The organism is Amycolatopsis sp. NPDC043887, from assembly GCF_056435665.1.
This window is the reverse complement of the sequence record NZ_JBWKEB010000001.1, coordinates 184,304-205,005: the sequence shown is the minus strand read 5'-3', so window position 1 is coordinate 205,005 and position 20,702 is coordinate 184,304. Positions and strand designations below refer to the sequence as shown.

Annotated in this window: 21 protein-coding genes; 13 read left to right on the top strand and 8 right to left on the bottom strand. The window is 67.8% G+C overall.

Translation table 11 applies throughout. The features are described 5' to 3' along the window. The first annotated feature begins 3 nt into the window (after positions 1-3). Positions 4-696 carry a CAP domain-containing protein gene (locus AC069H_RS01050; RefSeq protein ID WP_478231394.1) on the top strand — a complete coding sequence of 231 codons (693 nt, stop codon included), beginning with the start codon at positions 4-6 and terminating at the stop codon, positions 694-696. Here AC069H_RS01050 and AC069H_RS01045 read toward each other — a convergent pair. From AC069H_RS01045 to AC069H_RS01035, 3 genes are all read right to left on the bottom strand, one after another. After that, entirely contained in the window at positions 690-1,673 is a 984-nt protein-coding gene (locus AC069H_RS01045) for a cation diffusion facilitator family transporter (RefSeq protein WP_478230967.1), read from the bottom strand. The genes AC069H_RS01050 and AC069H_RS01045 overlap by 7 nt on opposite strands. A gap of 30 nt (positions 1,674-1,703) precedes the next feature. Next, complete coding sequence (locus AC069H_RS01040) at positions 1,704-2,216, bottom strand: DUF742 domain-containing protein (RefSeq protein ID WP_478224122.1); 513 nt, start codon at positions 2,214-2,216, stop codon at positions 1,704-1,706. 159 nt (positions 2,217-2,375) lie between these two features. Beyond that, positions 2,376-4,670, bottom strand: a complete 2,295-nt coding sequence (locus AC069H_RS01035) for a (Fe-S)-binding protein (RefSeq protein WP_478230966.1) — start codon at positions 4,668-4,670, stop codon at positions 2,376-2,378. Positions 4,671-4,822: 152 nt separating this feature from the next. Between AC069H_RS01035 and AC069H_RS01030 the strand changes: the two genes are divergently transcribed. The 3 genes from AC069H_RS01030 to AC069H_RS01020 are packed head-to-tail and all read left to right on the top strand — an operon-like array spanning position 4,823 to position 6,167. Next, complete coding sequence (locus AC069H_RS01030) at positions 4,823-5,149, top strand: DMT family transporter (protein ID WP_125679527.1); 327 nt, start codon at positions 4,823-4,825, stop codon at positions 5,147-5,149. After that, complete coding sequence (locus AC069H_RS01025) at positions 5,150-5,710, top strand: TetR/AcrR family transcriptional regulator (protein WP_126736128.1); 561 nt, start codon at positions 5,150-5,152, stop codon at positions 5,708-5,710. A 22-nt stretch (positions 5,711-5,732) separates the two neighbouring features. Further along, positions 5,733-6,167, top strand: a complete 435-nt coding sequence (locus AC069H_RS01020; protein WP_478224125.1) for a GNAT family N-acetyltransferase — start codon at positions 5,733-5,735, stop codon at positions 6,165-6,167. Between the two features lie 76 nt (positions 6,168-6,243). Here AC069H_RS01020 and AC069H_RS01015 read toward each other — a convergent pair whose 3' ends face one another. Then, a complete protein-coding gene (locus AC069H_RS01015; RefSeq protein ID WP_478230965.1) occupies positions 6,244-6,783 on the bottom strand; it encodes a YbhB/YbcL family Raf kinase inhibitor-like protein in 540 nt (179 codons plus the stop codon). Positions 6,784-6,944: 161 nt separating this feature from the next. Between AC069H_RS01015 and AC069H_RS01010 the strand changes: the two genes are divergently transcribed. The 7 genes from AC069H_RS01010 to AC069H_RS00980 all read left to right on the top strand — a co-directional run bounded on the left by AC069H_RS01010 (position 6,945) and on the right by AC069H_RS00980 (position 14,223). Further along, positions 6,945-7,712 (top strand): DUF4097 family beta strand repeat-containing protein, encoded by a 768-nt coding sequence (locus AC069H_RS01010; RefSeq protein WP_478230964.1) that lies wholly within the window; start codon positions 6,945-6,947, stop codon positions 7,710-7,712. A 27-nt stretch (positions 7,713-7,739) separates the two neighbouring features. After that, positions 7,740-8,411 (top strand): DUF4097 family beta strand repeat-containing protein, encoded by a 672-nt coding sequence (locus AC069H_RS01005; protein ID WP_478224130.1) that lies wholly within the window; start codon positions 7,740-7,742, stop codon positions 8,409-8,411. Continuing rightward, a complete protein-coding gene (locus tag AC069H_RS01000) occupies positions 8,408-9,586 on the top strand; it encodes an alpha/beta fold hydrolase (RefSeq protein ID WP_478230963.1) in 1,179 nt (392 codons plus the stop codon). The genes AC069H_RS01005 and AC069H_RS01000 overlap by 4 nt, the downstream gene beginning before the upstream one ends. Positions 9,587-9,941: 355 nt before the next feature. Then, positions 9,942-11,813 carry a molecular chaperone DnaK gene (gene dnaK, locus AC069H_RS00995; RefSeq protein WP_478224133.1) on the top strand — a complete coding sequence of 624 codons (1,872 nt, stop codon included), beginning with the start codon at positions 9,942-9,944 and terminating at the stop codon, positions 11,811-11,813. Then, entirely contained in the window at positions 11,810-12,580 is a 771-nt protein-coding gene (gene grpE, locus AC069H_RS00990) for a nucleotide exchange factor GrpE (protein WP_478230962.1), read from the top strand. Before dnaK ends, grpE begins: the two co-directional genes overlap by 4 nt. 33 nt (positions 12,581-12,613) lie before the next feature. Next, on the top strand, positions 12,614-13,789 hold the full coding sequence (gene dnaJ, locus AC069H_RS00985) for a molecular chaperone DnaJ (protein WP_478224135.1): 1,176 nt from the start codon (positions 12,614-12,616) through the stop codon (positions 13,787-13,789). A 5-nt stretch (positions 13,790-13,794) separates the two neighbouring features. Then, the gene (locus tag AC069H_RS00980; protein ID WP_340688519.1) at positions 13,795-14,223 is read left to right on the top strand and encodes a heat shock protein transcriptional repressor HspR; all 429 of its coding nucleotides are present in this window, start codon (positions 13,795-13,797) and stop codon (positions 14,221-14,223) included. Positions 14,224-14,360: 137 nt separating this feature from the next. Here AC069H_RS00980 and AC069H_RS00975 read toward each other — a convergent pair whose 3' ends face one another. From AC069H_RS00975 to AC069H_RS00960, 4 genes are all read right to left on the bottom strand, one after another. Continuing rightward, positions 14,361-14,969 (bottom strand): DUF305 domain-containing protein, encoded by a 609-nt coding sequence (locus AC069H_RS00975; protein WP_478230961.1) that lies wholly within the window; start codon positions 14,967-14,969, stop codon positions 14,361-14,363. After that, positions 14,954-15,706, bottom strand: coding sequence for a lytic polysaccharide monooxygenase (locus tag AC069H_RS00970; RefSeq protein ID WP_478224138.1), 753 nt, complete (start codon positions 15,704-15,706; stop codon positions 14,954-14,956). The genes AC069H_RS00975 and AC069H_RS00970 overlap by 16 nt, the downstream gene beginning before the upstream one ends. Before the next feature lie 160 nt (positions 15,707-15,866). Further along, on the bottom strand, positions 15,867-16,967 hold the full coding sequence (locus AC069H_RS00965) for a globin domain-containing protein (RefSeq protein ID WP_478224457.1): 1,101 nt from the start codon (positions 16,965-16,967) through the stop codon (positions 15,867-15,869). A 457-nt stretch (positions 16,968-17,424) separates the two neighbouring features. After that, positions 17,425-18,630 carry a globin domain-containing protein gene (locus AC069H_RS00960; RefSeq protein WP_340686177.1) on the bottom strand — a complete coding sequence of 402 codons (1,206 nt, stop codon included), beginning with the start codon at positions 18,628-18,630 and terminating at the stop codon, positions 17,425-17,427. Between the two features lie 270 nt (positions 18,631-18,900). On the opposite strand from AC069H_RS00960, the gene AC069H_RS00955 reads away from it, so the two are divergent. Both AC069H_RS00955 and AC069H_RS00950 read left to right on the top strand, forming a co-directional pair. Then, positions 18,901-19,365 carry a MarR family winged helix-turn-helix transcriptional regulator gene (locus tag AC069H_RS00955; RefSeq protein ID WP_478230960.1) on the top strand — a complete coding sequence of 155 codons (465 nt, stop codon included), beginning with the start codon at positions 18,901-18,903 and terminating at the stop codon, positions 19,363-19,365. Positions 19,366-19,440: 75 nt separating this feature from the next. Beyond that, a complete protein-coding gene (locus tag AC069H_RS00950) occupies positions 19,441-20,625 on the top strand; it encodes an MFS transporter (protein ID WP_478230959.1) in 1,185 nt (394 codons plus the stop codon). Positions 20,626-20,702: the final 77 nt, after the last annotated feature.

The following is a 20,702-nucleotide window of genomic DNA, read 5'->3' as shown; positions in this document are numbered from 1 at the left end:
GGGGTGATCGCCAGTGCGAGCTACCTGATGGTGACCGATCGGTTCCAGGGCACCGCGCTGAGCAACCTCTCGTTGAGCGTGCCCGACACCAAGGGCAGGCCCGGTGACGCGCTCGCCAAGCCTCCCGCCTACTTCGGCCAGACGTCCGCTCCGGCTCCTGGCGGCCCCGCGTCCGGCTCGCCTGCCCCGACGTCGTCTTCGGCCGCCCCCACGTCTTCCTCCGCGCCGCCGAGTTCGTCCTCCGCCGCGGCCGAGCCGCCCGCTCAGACCTCCGAGGCTCCCAAGCCCACTCCGAGCAAGGCTCAGGAGCCGCCTCGTTCGCAGGACAGCTCGCTCGCCGGGCAGGTCATCGACCTCGTCAACGCCGAGCGCGCCGACGCCGGCTGCTCGCCGGTGAGCAACGAGTCGCATCTCGCCGCCGCCGCGCAGGGCCACAGCGACGACATGTCGGCCCGCAACTACTTCTCGCACACGACACCGGAAGGCGTCACGTTCGACCAGCGCATCCGTGCCGCCGGGTACGACAAGCCCGGTGCCGAGAACATCGCCAAGGGCCAATCGAACGCCGCCAAGGTGATGGACGCCTGGATGAACTCCGAGGGCCACCGCGCGAACATCCTCAATTGCAAGCTGAAGAAGATCGGCGTCGGCGTCAACACCAAGGGCATGTACTGGACGCAGAACTACGGCTACTGACCCTTGCCCCAGTCGCCGTAGCGGGCGAGCACGGCCGCGCGCAGCTCGGCGTCCGTGCGCGGGACGGGTTCGATGAACACCTCGGTGACGTCGCCGAAGGCCTCCGCCAGTTCGGCCGCCATCCGGACGCAGGCGCGTTCGACCTCCGCGGCGCCGAGTGAATCGTCGAAGTCGACGCGGGCGCAGACGAGCACCTGGTCGGTGCCCATCAGCATGGTCTGCAGGTCGACGACGGCCTCGATCTCGGGTGCGCCCATCAGGTGATCCCGGACCCCGCGCACCAGCCTCGGATCCGCCTGCCTGCCGATCAGCAGGCCGCGGTTGGTGCGCCCGAGCATGTAGGCGACCAGCGCGAGCAGGACACCGATCGCGATCGACGCCGCGCCGTCCCAGACATGCGAGCCGGTGAGCTGGTGCAGCCCGATCCCGGCGAACGCGAGCAGCAAGCCGATCAGTGCGGCCGAGTCCTCGAACAGGACGGTCTTCGGGGCCGGATCGTCGATCACCCGCAGATAGACCGAGACCTTCTGGCCCGACTCCGCGGCGTCGCGCCGCACCTGCCGCACGGCCTGGAACCACGAGACGGACTCGAGGGCGAACGCGATCGCGAGGACGACGTAGCCGACGATCGGATCTGTCTGCTCGGTCGCTTCGCCGAAGACCGTCGAGAAGCCTTCGTAGAGCGCGAACATCGCGCCTGAGGCGAAGATCGACACCGCCGCGAGCAGCGACCAGAAGTACCGTTCCTTGCCGTAGCCGAACGGGTGGACGCGGTCGGCGGGCCGGTCCGACCGTTTCAGCGCGGTCAGCAAGAGGACTTCGGTGATCGTGTCGGCCACCGAGTGCGCGGCTTCCGACAGCATCGCGCCGGAGCCGGTGATGATCCCGGCGATCAGTTTCAGCACGGCGATGGCGAGGTTGACCCCACCCGCCAGCACCACGGTCAGGGTGCTTTCGTCACCGGATTCTTCACTCACCTCGCGTAGCGTAGTGCGAGTGCGGTGATCTCACAGGCGACGCAATCCCTGCAGGACGCGTTCCATCAAGGCGAGTGCCGGATGACCGTCGAATTCAGCTTGCGTTTCATGAACGGTGACCAAACCGAGTTCGGCCATATCACCCAAAAGGACCTTTGCAACGCCGAGTGGAACGCTTAGTGACGCGGCTACTTCGGCGACCGAAGTAGGACGCCGGCAGAGCGATCTCACGGAATGGAATTCGATGCTGAACCCCGGCGCGTTCCACGGCGCGTCGTTCCGGATGGAAATCATCGCTTCGATCGCGAAGTTCCGTTTGGACTGGGTGCGTCCGCCCGTGCGGACGTACGGGCGGACGCGCGTGCGACGACGTTCCTGCCGCGGCGGCCGCCGGGCGGCCGGGATGCTGGGGATGGTCGCTTCCTGGGCTATCCTGGCGAATGCCGCGGACGAAGGGACGCGGGCGGGCGGGCGAACGGTCGGCGATCCCGGCATCGCGAGCCGGTGTTCCTTGATCGAGCGGAGTTCGTGCCGGTTGCCCATCGATTTCCTCGCCCCCCTTTTTTTCCGGATCCGTTGCAGCCTATCGCCACGGTGTACCGCCGAACGGGTAACGGGACCGAATGGTCCGTACGCCATAAAACAAAAGGGGACATTCTCTCGCATTATGTGCGAGAGAATGCCCCCTCCGGTTGTGACGTTCTACTTGTCTTCCTCCGGCAGCGGGGTTCCGGTGGCCGTTTCGTCGGTGGGCACGTCGGCCTTTCCGTCGAGTTCGGCGTCCGAGACGGCGTCCAAAGAGGGCGCTCCCGCCGGGACCAGTTGCGGTTCCGGCTTCCGCTTGACGGCGGTCAGCAGCAACTGGGCGACGTCGACGACCTCGACCTTCTCGCTAGCCTGTCCGTCGCTCTGGCGCGCCGTGACGCCGTCGGTGAGCATCACGCGGCAGAACGGGCAACCGGTCGCGATCTTCGAGGGGGCGGTGCCGAGCGCTTCGTCGACGCGCTCGACGTTGATCCGCTTGCCGATCTTCTCTTCCATCCACATCCGCGCGCCACCGGCACCACAGCACATCGAGCGGTCGCCGTGCCGCGGCATCTCGCGCAGCTGCGCGCCCGAAGCGCCGACGAGCTCACGAGGAGCGTCGTAGACCTTGTTGTGGCGGCCCAGGTAGCACGGGTCGTGGTAGGTGACGTCCTCGGCGACCGGGGCCACCGGGGTCAGGTGCTTCTCCCGCACCAGGCGGTTGAGCAGCTGCGTGTGGTGCACGACGTCGAACTGGCCGCCCAGCTCCGGGTACTCGTTCGCGAGGGTGTTGAAGCAGTGGGCACAGGTGACGACCACCTTGCGCGCCTTGCGTTCGCGGCCCTCGAACACCGAGTTCAGGATCTCGACATTCTGCTGCGCCAGCATCTGGAACAGGAACTCGTTGCCCGCGCGGCGGGCCGGGTCACCGGTGCAGGACTCCTCTGAGCCGAGCACGGTGTACTTGACGCCGGCGATGTGCAGCAGCTCCGCGACGGCGCGCGTGGTCTTCTTCGCGCGGTCCTCGAACGCGCCGGCGCAGCCGACCCAGAAGAGGTACTCGGTGTCGCCGAGGTCGCCGTCGAACACCGGCACGTCGAAGTCCAGGTCCTCGGTCCAGGCGAGCCGGTCCTTGGCGTTCTGGCCCCACGGGTTGCCCTTGTTCTCCAGGTTCTTGAACATCCCGTTGAGCTCGCTGGGGAACGCGGACTCGATCATCACCTGGTAGCGGCGCATGTCGACGATGTGGTCGACGTGCTCGATGTCCACCGGGCACTGCTCGACACACGCTCCACAGGAAGTGCAGGACCACAGCACCTCGGGGTCGATGACGCCACCGTCGTCGCCGATGAGGGCCTTCTGGGACTCCGCGATCGCGAGGACGTCGATACCGGCGTACATGTTGTCGCCGGACAAGCCGACCTCGTCGCCGGCCATGTCGCGCTTGCCGCCCGCGAGCAGGTACGGCGCCTTCGCGTAGGCGTGGTCGCGAAGTTGTGTGATGAGCAGCTTCGGCGAAAGCGGCTTGCCGGTGTTCCACGCGGGGCACTGCGACTGGCAGCGGCCGCATTCGGTGCAGGTGGAGAAGTCCAGCCAGCCCTTCCAGCTGAAGTCTTCGATCTTGCCGACGCCGAAGGTGTCTTCGTCCGGGTCCGCCTCTTCAAGGTCGAGCACCTTGCCGTTGCTCATCATCGGCTTGAGCGCGCCCAGCGCGACGCCGCCGTCGTCCTCGCGCTTGAAGTAGATGTTGAAGAAGGCGCTGAACCGGTGCCAGGCGATGCCCATGGTCATCGTGCGCGCGATGACGATCAGCCAGATCGTGGCGCTCATCAGCTTGACGAACGCGAACACCGACACCAGGTTCGGGCTGGCGGGCAGCAGCTCACCGATCGGGTGCGAGACGAACGCGGCCCAGATCGGGGTTTCGTGGACGTTCAGCGCGGACTTCGCGGCGCGGACGCCGATGATGCCGATGCCCTCGATGAGCACGACGGCCTCGATGAAGTACGCCCACTTGAAGTTGGAGCCCTGGAAGCGGGACTGCCGGTCGGCGCGGCGCGGGTGGTTCTTCTGGCGGACCCAGATCAACACCAGGATGCCGACGATCGTGCCGACCCCGAGCAGTTCCATGAGCAGCTGGAACAGCGACCAGTCGTCGAGGATGGGCCAGCCCCAGGTCGGGACGAAGACCTCGCCGTACGCCTCGAACAGGGCGAGCGACCCGATCAGGAAGCCCCACATGACCAGCCAGTGCGCCGGGCCGACGCTCTTGACCTTGTTCATCCGGGTGTGCGCGGCGAATTCCTTGATCAGGGTCTTCATGCGCGGGATGAACGGGCCGTTGCGGGTCGAGTCCGGCTGACCGAGGCGGATCACCCGCACGAAGCGGGCGATGGTCGCGAAGAACATTCCCCAGGCGACGACGCCGAGCAGGACCGCGATCCCGCCGAGCGTCAGCTGTACAGCGCCCATCGTCGGGTGCCTTTCGTCCGAGTGAAGCTGTGGTGGTGGAGGCAGACTAATGCTTCTTACTGATGGGTAACCCACTGACCGCGCCCAAGTCCCACCGATGTGGTGTACGCCTCTCTTTGTTTTAAGACGATCGTCCAGGTAGTTTTTGTGACATGGGTGCGTACCTTCTCCTCGCTTTGGCCATCGCCGCGGAGGTGTCCGCGACGGTGTCGTTGAAACTTTCCGAGGGCTTCAGCAAGGTGGGCCCGTCGATCGTCGTGGTCGTCGGATACGCCGTCGCGTTCGTCGCGCTCGCGTACGTGCTTAAGGCGGGCGTTCCGGTGAGCATCGCCTACGCGATCTGGGCCGCGGCCGGAGTCGCGCTGGTGGCGGCCGTCGGCATCGTGTTCTTCAAGGAGCCGGTCAACCTGTCCGTGATCGCCGGGCTGGTGCTGGTGATCGGCGGTGTCGTGTTGATCGAGGCAGGAGGCGCGCACTAAGTGAAGATCCAGGTCGACGGCCGGAAGGCCAGGGGCGAGAAGCGGCGCGAGGAGATCATCGCGGCCGCGCTGCGGGTGATCGAACGCGACGGAGTCGCCGGTGTCACCCACCGGACGGTCGCCGCCGAGGCGGGCGTGCCGACGGCTTCGACCACCTATCACTTCTCGAGTCTCGACGACCTGTTGATCGCCACCCTCATCTCGTGCGCGAGGGATATGGCGACCGAGGTCTACTGGATGATCGACCGCGCCCGCTCCCGGGGCAGCCGCGGCGCGGAGGAGGTCGCCGGTCTGCTCGCGGAGGCGCTGGGCCCGCGCCGCGGGCGGACGATGGCGGAGTACGAGCTGTACCTGCTGGCCGCGCGTAAACCCGAACTGCGGCCCGCCGCCCGGCGCTGGCTGGACGTGCTCACCTCGATGGTCCGGCACGACGACGAGGTCGCGTTCCGGGTGTTCCTCGCCGGGATCGACGGCCTGCTGATCCAGGGCCTCATCGACGACGAACCGCCGTCCGCCGACGAGCTGCGGCCGGTGGTGGACTACCTGCTGAAACCCCGTTGACCTGCTGGGTAGCGTTCGGATCATGAGGACTGTCGGCGCGTACGAACTGGATGACGACCCGGCTCGGGTGGACCTCGACGTGGTGTGGAAGTGCCTGTCCACCGAGGTCTACTGGGGCAAGTGGCGAGACCGCGAGCAGGTCGAGAAGGTCTTCCGGAACGCGTGGCGGGTCGTCGGCGCGTACGAGACTTCGAGCGGTCGGCTGGTCGGGTTCGCGCGGGCGTTCTCGGACACCATCGGCAGCGCGTACCTCGCGGACGTCTTCGTCGTCGACGAGGCGCGCGGCGCGGGGCTCGGCAAGGAACTGGTCCGGGAGATGATCGACAACGGACCGGGTGCGGAGTTCCGGTGGATGCTGCACACCGCCGACGCGCACGGTTTGTACCGGCGGTTCGGCTTCGGCGACCCGCCCGAGGGGCAGTACATGGAGCGGAACCGGGCGAACGGGCAGGTCTAGCGAGAGCGGCCAAAGTCCGTGAAGGCCTCCTTCCCTACCCTGAGAGTAGGGAAGGAGGCCTTCACGGAAAGCCGGTTCAGCCCTTGTTCTCGTGCAGGGCCGTGAGCGATGCCCGGGCGATGGCGTGGCTGAAGAGGTTGAAGCCAAGGAAAGCCGGCGTGGCGTCTTCGCCGACTTCCAGTTTTTCGACGTCGACGGCGTGCACCGTGAAGATGTACCGGTGCGGCCCGTGTCCGGGCGGCGGGGCAGCGCCGAGGAACCGCTTCACGCCACCGTCCCCCTTCAGGGTGACAGCGCCCTCCGGCAGACCGGAGCCTGTCTCGTCACCCGCGTTCGCGGCCAGCGCCGTGACCGACGCGGGGATGTCGAACACCGCCCAGTGCCAGAACCCGCTCGCCGTCGGGGCGTCCGGGTCGTAGCAGGTCACGGCGAAGCTCTTGGTCCCGGCGGGGAAGCCCTCCCACGACAGTTGCGGGGAACGGTCCTCGCCGCCCGCGCCGAAGATCCCGGAAAGCTGGGGCGTCGGCAGGAAGCCACCTTCCTCGATGTCGGTGCTGCTCAAGGTGAAGGCAGGCAGATCGGGCAGGAAGTCGTACGGATCGGGTGCCTGCGGCATGCGTCCTCCTGATCGTCGAACAGATGACGGAGCCAGGTTATGACCCCGAGGACCCCGGTGCGGGTTCAGGGATGAATCCGGGGGTTACCCCTATGTCCAACCCGCCGCGCTGCCCTTAGCGTCGAGCTACACGAAAACCTGCTCTGGAGGGACTCAAGACCATGGCGCGCCCACTCCTCGCGATCGGAGGCATCGCGTTGATCGGCGTCGGTGTCCTCACCGGCCTCGGCTGGTGGTGGCCGTCCGACGCGGAGGCCACCTCGGAGGTCACCCAGCCGATCCGCAGCGTGCGCATCGACAACGACGAGGGCCGGGTCAAGATCCGCACCGGCGAGGGGCCGGTCCGGATCCACCAGGAGTTCGAGTACCGCTGGAACAAGCCGGGCGACTCCTTCCGCGTGGAAGGCGACACGCTGGTCCTGGCCGGGTGCGGCACCACCTGCGAGGTCCGCTACGACGTGGTGGTCCCGGCCGGAATCCCGGTCTCGGGCAAGCTGGACTCGGGTGCGCTCGACATCGCCGGAGTGTCCACTGTGGACGTCACGGTCGATTCCGGCGCCGTGTCCGTCACCGACGTGCCGGGCACCGTCAAGGTCCGGTCCGACGCGGGCCGCGTCGAACTGGCGAATATCGGGCAGGCCGTCACCGTGCGGGCGGCTTCCGGTGGCATCAAGGGGGAACGGCTCGGCGGCAACGTCGATGCCCACACCGACAGCGGCCGCATCGAACTCGAACTGGTCAAGGGCGCCGACGTCGCGGCGCGGACCGCCAGCGGTTCGGTCGAGGTGACCGTTCCGGCAGGCGACTACAACGTCACCGGCACCAGTGACAGCGGCAGCCGCGACATCGACGTGAACCAGTCCGGTTCGGCTCAGCACAAACTCGATCTCAACACCGACAGCGGAAGCGTCAAGGTCAAAGCGGCCTGACGGACTTATCGGGGGAAACACTTTCTCATGGGGAACAAAGAAAAGCGCGTCCTCGGCGCGCTCGCTCTCGGCGCGCTGACCGCCTTCGGGATCGTCGGCTGCACAGGGGAATTCCAGCAGAAACTGAGTGACGGCGCGCCCGTCACCGAGCAGGTCACCGCGATCCGGGTGGACGTCCCGGTCGGCGCGGTCACGCTGCGGGTCGAGGACGGCGCCCCCGTCTCGCTGCGCCGCGAAGTGACTTATAACGGCAAGAATCCCGGCAAGACGTACAGCGTCGAGAACGGCACGCTGGTCCTCGGCGGCTGCCAGCAGTGCGGCGTGGACTACGACGTCGTGGTGCCGCGCGAGCTGGCGATCTCCGGGTCCATCGGCACCGGCAAGATCACCCTCGCCCGCGCCGCCTCGGTCGATCTGAAGGGCGACGTCGGCGACTTCAAGGTGATGAACACGTCCGGGCCGGTCAACCTGCGCACCGGCACCGGCGACATCGAGGTCGGTCTCGCGAAGCCGGGCGCGGTCACCGCGAACGCGGAGGTCGGCAAGGTCGTCGTCACCGTTCCCGACGGCGCGTACCAGGTCCGCGCGAAGGCGGAGGTCGGCAAGGTCGAGACCGGCGGCGTCCGGCAGGACCAGGGTTCGGCGAACGTCCTCGACCTCCAGGCCGGCACCGGCTCGATCACGGTGAAGCCTGTATGAAGACGCTCGCCGCGATCACCGCGCTGACCCTGCTGCCGCTTTCCGCGCTGCCCGCGTCCGCCGCGCCAGGGATCGACTGGAAGCCGTGCGCGACCGAGTACGCGCCGACACTGGAATGCGCGAGCCTGCCGGTGAGCGATGGCTTTTCGATCGCGCTGGCGAAACTGCCCGCGACCGATCCCGCGCGTCGCGTGGGTTCGCTGCTGACCAATCCGGGCGGTCCGGGCGGTGCCGGCGTCACCGTGCTCAAGTACGGCGGCCGCGGTTTCGCGCTGGACCGGCCGGAAATGGCCGAAGTGCGGCAGCGGTTCGACGTCATCGGGTTCGACCCGCGCGGCGTCGGCGACAGCGGGCCCGCGATCACCTGCGGGCCGGGTCTGCACGATCCGGCGATCAGCCGATTCCCGCGGAGCCGCGCGGACTACGACAAGCTCCTCGCGCACAACCGCGCTTCGGGCGGCGAATGTCTGAACAGGACCGGTCCCGGATTGTCCTCTGTGGACACTTGGCGGGCCGCGGACGACATCGAAGCGATCCGTGTCGCCCTCGGCGAGCCGAAGGTGAACTGGCTCGGCGTCTCCTACGGTTCCGAACTCGGTGCCGTGTACGCGGAGAAGTACCCGAAGCGCATCCGGACGATGGTGCTCGACGGCGCGGTCGACCACTCGCGGCCGACCAGGCAGGCGGTCCTCGAAGAGGCCATCGCGACCGAAAGCGCGCTCAAGGACTTCGCGCGGTGGTGCACGACGTCGGCCGACTGCGCGCTTCGCGGCAAGGACGCCCTCGCCACTTACGACGCGCTGATGCGGACGCCCGGAGGTGTGCCGTCGAAACAGCTCGGGCGGAACGCGACCGCCGAGGAGATGGCGGCCGGCGTCTACGGCAGCCTCATCCTCCCCGCGTTCTGGCCGGACCTCGCGAAGGCGATCGAGGCCGCGACGGCGGGGAACGCGGACGGACTGCTGCCGTACTCCCAGCTCGACCCGTCCTACGGCGCGTATCGCGCGATCGGCTGTCACGACTTCGGCTCGCCGTTCACCTCCTACGCCGACATGCGGGCGATGCAGGGACTGGTGAAAACCTTCTCGCCGCACGGCTGGCGGTATTCGGAGTTCTGGGACATGGCGAGCGGGTGCGCGGGCTGGCCCGTGCCTTCGGCAGGTGACCGAGCTTGAGGTGGCCGGAAGCCCTTGATCTTTTGGAGTCGCGCGTTTCGGCCGTCAGGCCCCGTGATCGGGATGGCAGGGCGCCTTCGACGGGAGGTGACGTGCATGCGGTGTGCGCCCTGGCAGCGCGAGCGCGGTCGCGCGATAGAGAACACTGCGAGCGGCGTCACACCCGCTCCGGGCACGGTCTGCCGGTAGTCCGGGAACAAGACGATCGTGCCGCACGTTGAGCCGGATACAAGGTTGAGTGAGGGTGACTCAAGTCCGGCTTGACGGAAGCCCCACCATCCCGATACAACTTGCGTTGAGCCCACTCAAGGTGGGTCGAAACGTGCAGGTCACGAACTAGCAGGAGGATCACACCATGGCGCGAGCGGTCGGCATCGACCTCGGCACGACCAACTCGGTCGTCGCTGTCCTTGAGGGCGGCGAGCCGACGGTCATCGCCAACTCGGAAGGTTCCCGCACCACCCCGTCCATCGTCGCCTTCGCCAAGAACGGCGAAGTGCTGACCGGCCAGCCGGCGAAGAACCAGGCCGTGACGAACGTCGACCGGACCATCCGGTCGGTCAAGCGGCACATCGGTACCGACTGGAAGACCGAGATCGACGGCAAGGCCTACACCTCGCAGGAGATCAGCGCCCGCGTGCTGATGAAGCTCAAGCGCGACGCCGAGGCGTACCTGGGCGAGACCATCACCGACGCGGTCATCACCGTCCCCGCCTACTTCGAGGACGCGCAGCGGCAGGCCACCAAGGAGGCCGGGCAGATCGCCGGCCTGAACGTGCTCCGCATCGTCAACGAGCCCACCGCGGCGGCGCTGGCGTACGGCCTCGACAAGGGCGAGAAGGAACAGACCATCCTGGTCTTCGACCTCGGTGGCGGTACGTTCGACGTCTCGCTGCTGGAGATCGGCGAGGGTGTCGTCGAGGTCCGCGCGACCTCCGGTGACAACCACCTCGGCGGTGACGACTGGGACGAGCGCATCGTCACCTGGCTGGTCGACAAGTTCAAGTCGTCCAACGGCATCGACCTCACCAAGGACAAGATGGCGCTCCAGCGCATCCGTGAGGCCGCCGAGAAGGCGAAGATCGAGCTCTCCAGCTCGAACTCGGCCAGCATCAACCTGCCGTACATCACGGTGGACGCGGACAAGAACCCGCTGTTCCTCGACGAGCAGCTCTCCCGCGCCGAGTTCCAGAAGATCACCTCGGACCTGCTCGAGCGCACCCGCAAGCCGTTCAACAACGTCATCCGTGACGCGGGTGTCGCCGTCGGCGACATCGACCACGTCGTGCTCGTGGGTGGTTCCACCCGCATGCCCGCCGTGTCCGAGCTGGTCAAGGAGCTGACCGGCGGCCGCGAGCCGAACAAGGGCGTCAACCCGGACGAGGTCGTCGCCGTCGGCGCGGCGCTGCAGGCCGGTGTACTCAAGGGCGAGGTCAAGGACGTCCTCCTGCTCGACGTGACCCCGCTTTCGCTGGGCATCGAGACCAAGGGCGGCGTGTTCACCAAGCTCATCGAGCGCAACACCACGATCCCGACCAAGCGTTCGGAGATCTTCTCCACCGCGGACGACAACCAGCCCTCGGTGCAGATCCAGGTGTTCCAGGGTGAGCGCGAGATCGCGGCGCACAACAAGAAGCTCGGCATGTTCGAGCTGACCGGTCTCCCGCCCGCCCCGCGTGGCGTGCCGCAGATCGAGGTCACCTTCGACATCGACGCCAACGGCATCGTGCACGTCCTCGCGAAGGACCTCGGCACGAACAAGGAGCAGTCGATGACGATCACCGGTGGCTCCGCGCTGCCGAAGGACGACATCGAGCGCATGGTCAAGGACGCCGAGGCGCACGCAGAGGAGGACAAGCAGCGCCGCGAGGAGGCGGAGACCCGCAACCAGGCGGAGACGCTGGTCTACCAGACCGAGAAGTTCGTCAAGGACAACGAGGACAAGCTGCCCGACGAGCTCAAGGGCAAGGTGAAGTCCGCGATCGACGAGGCCAACGAGGCGCTCAAGGGCACCGACTCGGCGAAGATCCGCGAGTCCATCGAGAAGCTGAACACGGCTTCCCAGGAGCTGGGCACCGCGCTCTACGCCAACGCCACCCCGGGCGCCGAAGGTGCCGCCGGTGATGGTGCCGCCGGTGCGGCGGGCGCGGGTGCCGGTTCGCAGGCCAAGGCGGACGACGTCGTCGACGCCGAGATCGTCGAAGAGGACGAGAAGGACAAGAAGTGACCGGACGCTACGACGAAACCGAGGGCCGGGGCCCGGACGAACCGGTGGTCGTGCGGGACCGTAGGCGGATCGATCCGCTGACCGGTGAGGTCCGCTCGGCCGCCCCGGCGACCGAGCCCAAGGATGGTCCGAAGCACGCCGCTCCGACCGAAGAGCCGGCTGTCCCGACGGAGCCGGAGCCCGCCGCACACGCGGGCCCCGGCCTCGGGGAGTCCATTGTGGACGACTCGGTGTCGGTGGCCACCGGACTGGAGAAGGAGCTGGCGGAACGCACCGCCGACCTCCAGCGTCTTCAGGCGGAGTACGCCAACTACCGCAAGCGCGTCGACCGTGACCGCGAGCAGGTCGTCTCCGGCGCGAAGGCGTCGGTCGTCAACGATCTGCTCCCGCTGCTCGACGACCTCGAGCGCGCGGAGCAGCACGGCGATCTGACGGGCGCCTTCAAGGCGGTCGGCGAGAAGCTGGTCGGCAGCCTGCAGCGGTCGGGCCTCGAGCCGTTCGGCGCCGAGGGCGAGCCCTTCGACCCGAGCGTCCACGAGGCGGTCCAGCACAGCACGTCGCCGGACGTCACCGGGCCGACGGTCACCACGGTCATGCGCCGCGGATACCGCTTCGGCGAACGCGTGCTGCGCGCGGCGCTGGTCGGGGTCACCGACCACGAGCCGGGCGCGGCTCCCGCGCCGTCGGCGCAGGGCGCCCCGGTGGACCCGCCCGTCGGTGGCGAGCTGCCGCTCGAGGGCGAACTTTTCGATGAGAACAACCGCTGATCGGCGATACGGCGTGAAAGGAGGAGACGTTCGGTGAGTGCACGGGAATGGATCGGTAAGGACTTCTACCGTGAGCTGGGCGTCTCCTCCGACGCCACCGCGGACGAGATCAAGAAGGCCTATCGCAAGCTGGCCAAGGAGAACCACCCCGACGCCAACGCGGGCAACGCGGAGGCCGAGAAGAAGTTCAAGGCGGTCTCCGAGGCGTACGGCGTTCTTTCCGACACGTCCAAGCGCAAGGAGTACGACGAGGCTCGGCGCCTCTTCGGCTCCGGCGGTCCCGGCGGCTTCGGCTTCCCGGGGGCCGGCGGTGGCGGCGGCGGTTTCGACGTCGGCGACATCTTCGGCCAGGCGGGTCAGCAGCAGGGCGGCTTCGGCGGTCTCGGCGACATCCTCGGCGGGCTCTTCGGCCGTCGCGGCGGCGCGGCCGGTGCCACGGCGAACCGGCCGCAGCGCGGCGCGGACGTGGAGACCGACGTCCGGATCGATTTCGCCGAGGCGGTCAAGGGCGCGACCCTGCCACTGCGGCTGTCGAGCCCGGCGACCTGTTCCACCTGCGGCGGCAACGGCGCGAAGCCGGGGACTTCCCCGAGGACGTGCGCGACCTGCCAGGGCAGCGGGCTGGTCAGCCGGAGCCAGGGCGCGTTCGCGTTCTCGGAGCCGTGCCGTGACTGCCGCGGCCGCGGCACGATCATCGACGACCCCTGCCCGGAATGCGCGGGCGAGGGCATCAGCACCCGCACCCGCACGCTGACCGTGCGGATCCCGCCGGGCGTCGCCGACGACCAGCGGATCCGGCTGGCAGGCCAGGGTGAACCGGGCCGTGGCGGCGCGCAGCCGGGCGATCTGTACGTCCGCGTGCACGTCGCTCCGCACGCGGTGTTCGGGCGCAAGGACCTCGACCTGACGATCACCGTGCCGGTGTCCTTCACGGAGCTGGCCCTCGGCGGCACGATCACCGTGCCGACGCTCGAGGGCAAGGTCTCGCTGAAGGTGCCGCAGGGCACAGCGAGCGGTCGCGTGCTCCGGGTGCGCGGCAAGGGAATCGCGAAACGCGACGGCTCGCAGGGCGATCTGCTGGTCACCCTGCAGGCGGCCATCCCGGCCAAATTGGACGACAAGGCCCGTGAAGCGCTGGAGGCCTACGCGGAGGCCATGGCAGATCACGATCCGCGACCGGAGATCACCGAACTTCTCGAAGGCAGGTGAGCACGATGTTCGGCGGGCTGCCGCACGGTGCGGACGAGGACACCCCGGTGTTCGTCATTTCGGTGGCGGCGCAGCTTTCCGGCCTGCACGCGCAGACCCTGCGGTCCTACGACCGCCAGGGTCTCGTGTCGCCGGGCCGGACCTCCGGCGGTGGACGGCGTTACTCGATGCGGGACATCGCGTTGCTGCGCGAAGTGCAGCGACTGTCCCAAGAGGACGGTGTCAACCTCGCGGGCATCAAGCGGATCATCGAGCTGGAGAACCAGGTCGACGCGCTCCGCGCGCGAATCGCCGAACTGACCGAAGAGCTCACGGCGGCGTACGTCGCCGCCGAACAGACGGCCGCGGCCGTGCACGCCTCCTACCGCAAGGATCTCGTTCCCTTGCGGCAGCAGACGGCGCTCGTGGTCTGGAAGCCCAGAAAACGCAATTAGTCCTCTGAATGCTCCGGGTCACCTTTGAGGTACCTGCTGCGGGTGGGGTCCGGAACGCCACCTTGGCAAGGCGGAGGTGGTGGAGCCTGAGCCCAGCGCGCGTGTCGCCTTACCCCGCATTCAGAGGACTAAATGCGTTATTGGCCGGGCACCAGGGTCCGGATCTGCTGGACCTCGCCGGTGCGCGAGTCCATGATCCGCTGGGCCAGCGCCTTCGCCTCCGGGTTCTTGCCGTCCTTCAGCTCGGTCCTCGCCAGCGCGACCCCGTTGTGCTGGTGCGCGACGAAGATGTCGGCGAAGTCGAGGCCGAACTCCGCACCATCCTTTTTGGACAGTGCTTCGAGGAGGCCCTTGTCGGTGAGTCCGTCGCCACCGTGATGGTGGTGCGCGTGCGGATCCGCCGAACCCGTCTCGGGTTTGCCCCAGGCCTTCAGCCAGTTCCGCATGTCGGTGGTCTCGGTCTGCTGCGTCGCCTCGATGGCGGCCGCGAGATTCGTCAGCTCCTGCTTCTGCCCCTGCTTGGCCTTCACCAGTTTGACGATCTCCACGCCCTGGTTGTTGTGGGCGATCATCATCTGCAGGAACATCACGTCGGCGTCGTTGTACGCCGCGGACGCCTCCGCCGACTGGGGGACCGGGGAGATCGGGGCGCCGGCGTTGGGCGGTGAGCCGTCGCCGCCCCCGCAGCCCGCGAGGGCCACGAGGCCGGCGACGAGAACGAGGGCCAGCTTCACTGCCGTGTCCACAGCGCGGGTGTGTTCGGCGGCTCCCAGCCTTGGATCGCCGTATGTGTCATCTGGCACCGGTAAGTGACGCCGCCGTAGGTCACCGTGTTGCCGACCGCGTAGGACGTCCCGGCCGCCCAGGTGCCGCCGGTGGGCGGGTTGGTGGTGCTGGTCGGCGGGTTCGACGTCGTGGGCGGGTTGCTGGTGGTCGGCGGGTTGCTCGTCGTGGGCGGATTGCCGCCGCCGATCTGCAGGTCGATGCAGCTGTAGAAGGCCATCGGCGTGTCCGCGATGTTCCAGATGGCGAGCACCTTCTGGCGGCCGCTGAAGCCGTTCAGGCTCACCGTGTGCGACGTCGGGTCCTTCGGCGCGGAGTTGTTCCCGCTGATGTCGGCGATCTTGGTGCCACCGATGTAGTACTCGTAGTTCGTGGTCCGGTGGTAGGCGGTGAACTTCCAGTTGAAGGTCACGCTGTTGCCGACCGACGCGGCGGGCCACGGCTTCGATTCGTCGTTGAGCTCGGCGAATCCGGGAACGCCGCCGTTGCAGCTGCGGAGCCCCTTGGGGCCTTCGACGCTCTGCGGTTCGTAGACGATGGCACCGCAGCCGGAAACCTTGCCTTGGGCGCAGTTCGCCTGGCGGCTGGGCGGGGACAGTACGTAGCCATGTGCGCTGGCCACCTGCGGGATGGCCACGATGGCGATCGGGGCGAGGATCGCACCGGCGGCGGCTGCCACGAGCTTGCGTTTGACGGTCATGCCGGCTCCTGGGGGATGGAACGACGGTGTTCCCGTGAGGGGGAGCAATGTGGTCTAGACCATAAATCCGCCGGTGACCGCGGTCAATGATTCACTGACCTACTGCTGCGTCAAGCCCAGGTGGAACAGCCGATCGGCCTAATACGAAGGACGCATCGGTTCAGTCCAGGGTGAAGGGGTCGTACTTGATCCGCTCCAGGTCGGTGCCCGCGGCGAGCAGTTTCGCGATCGTCGCCCGGATCATCGGCGGTGACCCGGCGACGTACACGTCGCGCTCCTTCCAAGCGCCGCGCTGGGTGACCGCCGTGGCCAGCGTGCCGCGGTCGCCACCGGCGATGGTGCCTTCCTCGGTCACCGGGGTTACCGTCAGCCAAGGGCAGGTGACGGTGAGCCCGCGGAGTTCGTCGAGTGCGTAGAGGTCTTCCGGACGGCGGCCGCCGAAGAACAGGTGCACCGGAGGGTTGTTCTTCCAGCGCGACATGTCGTCGAGCAGGGCGAGCAGCGGCGCGACGCCGGTGCCGCCGCCGATCATCAGCAGCGGACGTCTTTCCGTGTGGTTCACCGAAAGCGCGCCGAGCGACGGACCGAGGCGCCAGACGTCGCCGAACCGGGTGTGGTGGACGATCGCGCGCGAGACCCAGCCGCCGCGCACGGCGTGCACGTGGAACTCCATCGTTCCGTCTTGGTGCGGCGCGGTGGCGGGCGAGAAGTATCGCCACATGCGCGGCCGCTGCGGGACTTCGACGCTGACGTAGCCGCCGGCCCGATACGGGAGCGGCTGGTCGGTGCGCACCTTGACCACGGCGACGTCGCGGGAGGCGAGGCGGTGCTCGATGACGGTCGCCTTCCACCACGCGGGCCCGGTCTGCTTGCTCGCGGCCTCGCGCATGTGCTTCGAAATGACGCCGTACGCGGTGACCCAGGCGTCTTCCAGTTCCGGTGTCCAGTCGTCCTTCAGGAACCTTTTCAACGCGGCGATCAGCGCGACGCCGACGGCGTCGTAATGGCGGCCGACGACGTCGAACTTCCGGTGGTCACGGCCGAGCTGACCGAGGAACGTGGCCAGCTCGTCGGGCCGGTCCACCATCTGGACGACGTAGACGAGTGCGCGCAGCAAACGATTTCGCTGCGTGGCCATGTTGATCGGGAACAACGCCCTGACATCCGGCGAAACGGAGAAGAGCACGCCGTAGAAGTACTGGGACAGCTCCTCGGCCTTCGTTTCGACGGCGGCGAAACTCTCCCTGATGAGCTTGGCCATCGCGACGGTCTTGTCCGCCGACGGTGTTTCGATCAAGGGTGGAACGGGAATCGGTGAAGATCTCGACGGACTCGGTGGATGCTCGTACTTCACTGTTTCGGCAGTCATGGGTGAACGATTTTCTCCAGTTGGATCGGGCATATTCTCCAGACCCGATGTCATCGTGCTCGTGTTCCCCCGAGGGGTCCCGACTGTATGCCCGAACGTCGCGAAAGGATCCACGAATGGTTGTTTCCCGCTCGAACGGAGCAAACGATATACGCGCCGTCAACACCGTCTGGCACTAAGTAAAGGTGATCAAGCAGGCGGGATTTTCCTTGCTAACCAGTGTTTTTCGCCACTGGGGCCGGAAAGCGTGATCCGCCGATCGGGTGGGTTTTTCTCCGTGATTACCGGGTCACGTAACGGTATGCGTCCGGTGACTGATCCCCATTATGGAATCGCATTCGGACAGTGCCTAGTCGATGGTGAAGGGGTCGTACGCGATCTGGTCGAGCGCGCTGCCCGCGACCAGCATCCGGGACACCGTCGCGCGGATCATCGCGGGCGAGCCGGCGACGAGGATCCGGTGCCCCGGCCAGGATCCTTGCTGGGTAACGGCTTCCGCGAGCGTGCCCTGCACGCAGCCGGGGGCCTCTTCACCGTGTTCGACCACCGGCGTCACGGTGAGCCACGGGTTCGTGGCCGCGAGAGCGCGCAACTCGTCGAGGTCGTAAAGGTCCTCACGCGACGGTCCGCCGTAGAACAACTGGACCTTCGGGTTCTCGCCCCACTGCGCGAGGTCGTCCAGGATGGCGCGCAGCGGCGCGATGCCGGTGCCGCCGGCGATCATCAGGACGTCGCGGCCGTCGGTCCGGTCGATGGACAGCCTGCCGAGCGGCGGTCCCAGCCGCCAGACGTCGCCGGGCTGCGTGTGGCTGACGATGGCGCGCGACACCCAGCCGCCGTCGACGGCGCGCACGTGGAACTCGATGCCGCCGTCCTCGCGCGGCGCGTTCGCCGGCGACAGGTAGCGCCAGAGCCGTGGCCGTTGCGGTACTTCGACGCTCATGTACTGACCGGGCTGGTATGGCACCGGGAACTCGGGCTGGACGCGGACCAGGGCGAGATCCCAGGTGAGCCGCCGGTGTTCGAGCACGGTGGCCGACCACGACGCCGGGTTGACGTCGGCCGCGGCTGCCTCCTGCATCGCGCGGGCGACGATGGTGAACGCCTCCGCCCAGGCCCGTTCGACCTCCGGTGTCCAGTCCGGACCGAGGTGGTTCTTCAGCGAGGCGAGCAGCGCGGTGCCGACGGCCTCGTAATGCCGCGGGATGACGCCGAACTTGCGGTGGTCGCGGCCGAGCTGGGTCAGGAACGGCACGAGGTCGTCGGGCCGGTCGACCATCTGCACGATGTGGACCAGCGCGCGGACCAGCCTGCCGCGCTGGACCTCCATGTTGATCGGGAAGAAGTCGCGGGTCGCCGGCGCGAGGGTGAACAGCATCCCGTAGAAGAACTGGGATATCTCCGGGATGAAGGGCTCCGACTTCGCCCAGGTGTCCCGGATGAGGCGCACCATCGCGGTGACCGCGGGCGGGGCTTCGCGCGGCGCCGAGGACCGCGGGACCGGGCTGACCGCGTCGGCCGTCACGGGCTGGGAGTCGCTGATCGGGTAGCGCATGCCGGAAGACGGTTCCCCAGGTTCACGAACGAGGGTCCACTGGAGAAGAATTCACGGATCATTCACCTCTCCGGTCAGTGGCTGTCGGGCCGGTCGGCTGGTTCCGGCTCGCTCGCGAGACTAGCTGCCGAGAGCCCTTTTGCCCGCATCGTTGCTCCGGACGGGTGTACTCGAAACCGGTCGGCAGTGGGGGATCTCACGAGGTAAATAGTTGTCTTACGCAAGTGTCACCCAATAAAGTTGTACTGTACAAGTAGCCAGGAGGCACCGATGAGCTCCGCCGACGACGCCAGGGTCGAACTGATGCGTGAGTTGAAGGCCGCCTCCCAGCTGCAGCACGCCTGGATAATGCAGGCCTGGCAGGACGAACCCGGCCTGCATCCGGCGGCCGCGATGCTGCTGTCGGACCTGGCGAAGCACGGCGAGGCGCGCCCTTCGGAATTGGCAAAACGACGCTTTGTGGACCTTTCGGTCATAAGTCGTCAAATTTCCCAGCTGTCCGCGGCGGGGATGGTGGACCGCCGTCCCGCGCCCGAGGACGGCCGCGCGTCGATCATCAGCATCTCCGAGCGCGGGCGTGCGGAACTGGGGCGCAGGCGGGCCGGGTATCTGGAGTTCATGGAGCGCGCGCTCGGTGACTGGGACGACGAAAAGGTCCTCGAGCTGACCACGCGGCTGGCGGAGATGAACGCGGACGTCCGAGCGGCCCTGTCCGCCCGGACATGCGACGTTTGACGGCGGCCGTTCTTACCCACCGGTCTTGACTGAACGGACCTTTCGCGACGCCGTCACGCCGGTAGCGTCGAAGGTGTGCGAAGCAGGGTCGCGTTGCTGGTCGCGTTGGGTATCGACAACTTCGGCTCGGGACTCTTCCTTCCGCTGGGCCTCGTCTTCGTCATCCGCGTGGTGGGTTTGCCGCTCGCCCAGGCGGGAGGTGCGGTCACGCTCGGCGCGTTCGCCGGGCTGCTCGTTCCCGCGCTCGCCGGCCGCCTCGTCGACCTGATCGGCCCGCGGACGGTGATGATCTGTTCCCACGTTCTCCAGGCCGCCGGAGTAAGCGCTTTCCTGCTGGCCGACGGGTTCGCCGGCGTCGTCGGCGCGTCCGTCATGCTCGCGGCCGGGCAGCAGCTGTTCTACAGCTCGCAGTTCTCGCTCATCGCCGACGTCGCGGGCGAAGGGCCGAAGGACCGGCCGTTCGCCGAAGCCGCGATGGTGCGCTCCGCGGGCTTCGGGCTGGGCGGGCTCGCGGCGGCCGGACTGCTGGTGTGGATCGGGCGTGAGGGCCTGTACGTCGCCGTGATGGTCGACGTCGCGACCTTCGTCATCGCCGCGGCCATCCTGTCGACGCTGGTCACGCCCGCCCCGCGGCCTTCTCCGCGCTGCTCGGGGCCCGCGCGGGTCTGGCGGAACCGCCCGTACCTGGCGCTCATCGTGTTCAGCGGGCTGTTCGCGCTCACGATGGACTTCTTCCTCATCGGGATGCCCGTGTACGTGTTCAACGCCTTGCAAGGCCCTCGATGGCTTCCCGGGGCCATCATCGCGCTCCTCACCGTCGTCACCAGTCTGGGTGGAGTCGTCGCGTTGCGGCTCACCAGGAGGATGACCCGGATCGCCGCGATGCGTGCGGGTTCGGCGTTGTTCGCGGTGTGGTGCCTGGCGTGCCTCCTGGTGGTGTTCGTGCCGAAGGTCTTCCAGCCGGTTTACCTGCTCGGTGCGACCCTCGTGCTGGCCGCGGGCGATCTCGCGTTCGGCCCCCGGTCCGGGGCGCTGGCCGAAGCCGCGGCGCCGCCGGAGGCGCGAGGCCGGTACCTGGCGGCCTTCCAGTACGCGTTCACGCTCGCGGCGGTGATCGCTCCGGCCGTCGTGGCGTTGTTCTCCGTGGCAGTCTGGATCCCGTGGGTGCTCGTGGCCGCGTGCGCCTGTACGGCCGTGGTCGGCCTCGGCCGGGTGGGTCCCCGCCTGCCCGTGGAGGCGGTCTCCCCGAGCGGAGGCTGAAACTTTTCAGGGTTGAGCGGAACAGACTCAACTTTGCTGACGTTGTACCTGTCGACAAGAACTTCGCAGGACCTAGT

Excerpts from the sequence above, each read along its gene's own strand:
- AC069H_RS01020 (WP_478224125.1), top strand. The coding sequence starts at position 5,733 with ATGAGGACTGTCGGCGCGTACGAACTGGATGACGACCCGGCTCGGGTG.
- AC069H_RS00955 (WP_478230960.1), top strand. The coding sequence starts at position 18,901 with ATGAGCTCCGCCGACGACGCCAGGGTCGAACTGATGCGTGAGTTGAAG.
- AC069H_RS00980 (WP_340688519.1), top strand. The coding sequence starts at position 13,795 with ATGTTCGGCGGGCTGCCGCACGGTGCGGACGAGGACACCCCGGTGTTC.
- AC069H_RS01040 (WP_478224122.1), bottom strand. The coding sequence starts at position 2,216 with ATGGGCAACCGGCACGAACTCCGCTCGATCAAGGAACACCGGCTCGCG.
- dnaK (WP_478224133.1), top strand. The coding sequence starts at position 9,942 with ATGGCGCGAGCGGTCGGCATCGACCTCGGCACGACCAACTCGGTCGTC.
- AC069H_RS01000 (WP_478230963.1), top strand. The coding sequence starts at position 8,408 with ATGAAGACGCTCGCCGCGATCACCGCGCTGACCCTGCTGCCGCTTTCC.
- AC069H_RS01035 (WP_478230966.1), bottom strand. The coding sequence starts at position 4,670 with ATGGGCGCTGTACAGCTGACGCTCGGCGGGATCGCGGTCCTGCTCGGC.
- AC069H_RS01030 (WP_125679527.1), top strand. The coding sequence starts at position 4,823 with ATGGGTGCGTACCTTCTCCTCGCTTTGGCCATCGCCGCGGAGGTGTCC.
- AC069H_RS00970 (WP_478224138.1), bottom strand. The coding sequence starts at position 15,706 with ATGACCGTCAAACGCAAGCTCGTGGCAGCCGCCGCCGGTGCGATCCTC.
- AC069H_RS01015 (WP_478230965.1), bottom strand. The coding sequence starts at position 6,783 with ATGCCGCAGGCACCCGATCCGTACGACTTCCTGCCCGATCTGCCTGCC.
- AC069H_RS00960 (WP_340686177.1), bottom strand. The coding sequence starts at position 18,630 with ATGCGCTACCCGATCAGCGACTCCCAGCCCGTGACGGCCGACGCGGTC.
- AC069H_RS00965 (WP_478224457.1), bottom strand. The coding sequence starts at position 16,967 with ATGGCCAAGCTCATCAGGGAGAGTTTCGCCGCCGTCGAAACGAAGGCC.
- AC069H_RS01005 (WP_478224130.1), top strand. The coding sequence starts at position 7,740 with ATGGGGAACAAAGAAAAGCGCGTCCTCGGCGCGCTCGCTCTCGGCGCG.
- AC069H_RS01010 (WP_478230964.1), top strand. The coding sequence starts at position 6,945 with ATGGCGCGCCCACTCCTCGCGATCGGAGGCATCGCGTTGATCGGCGTC.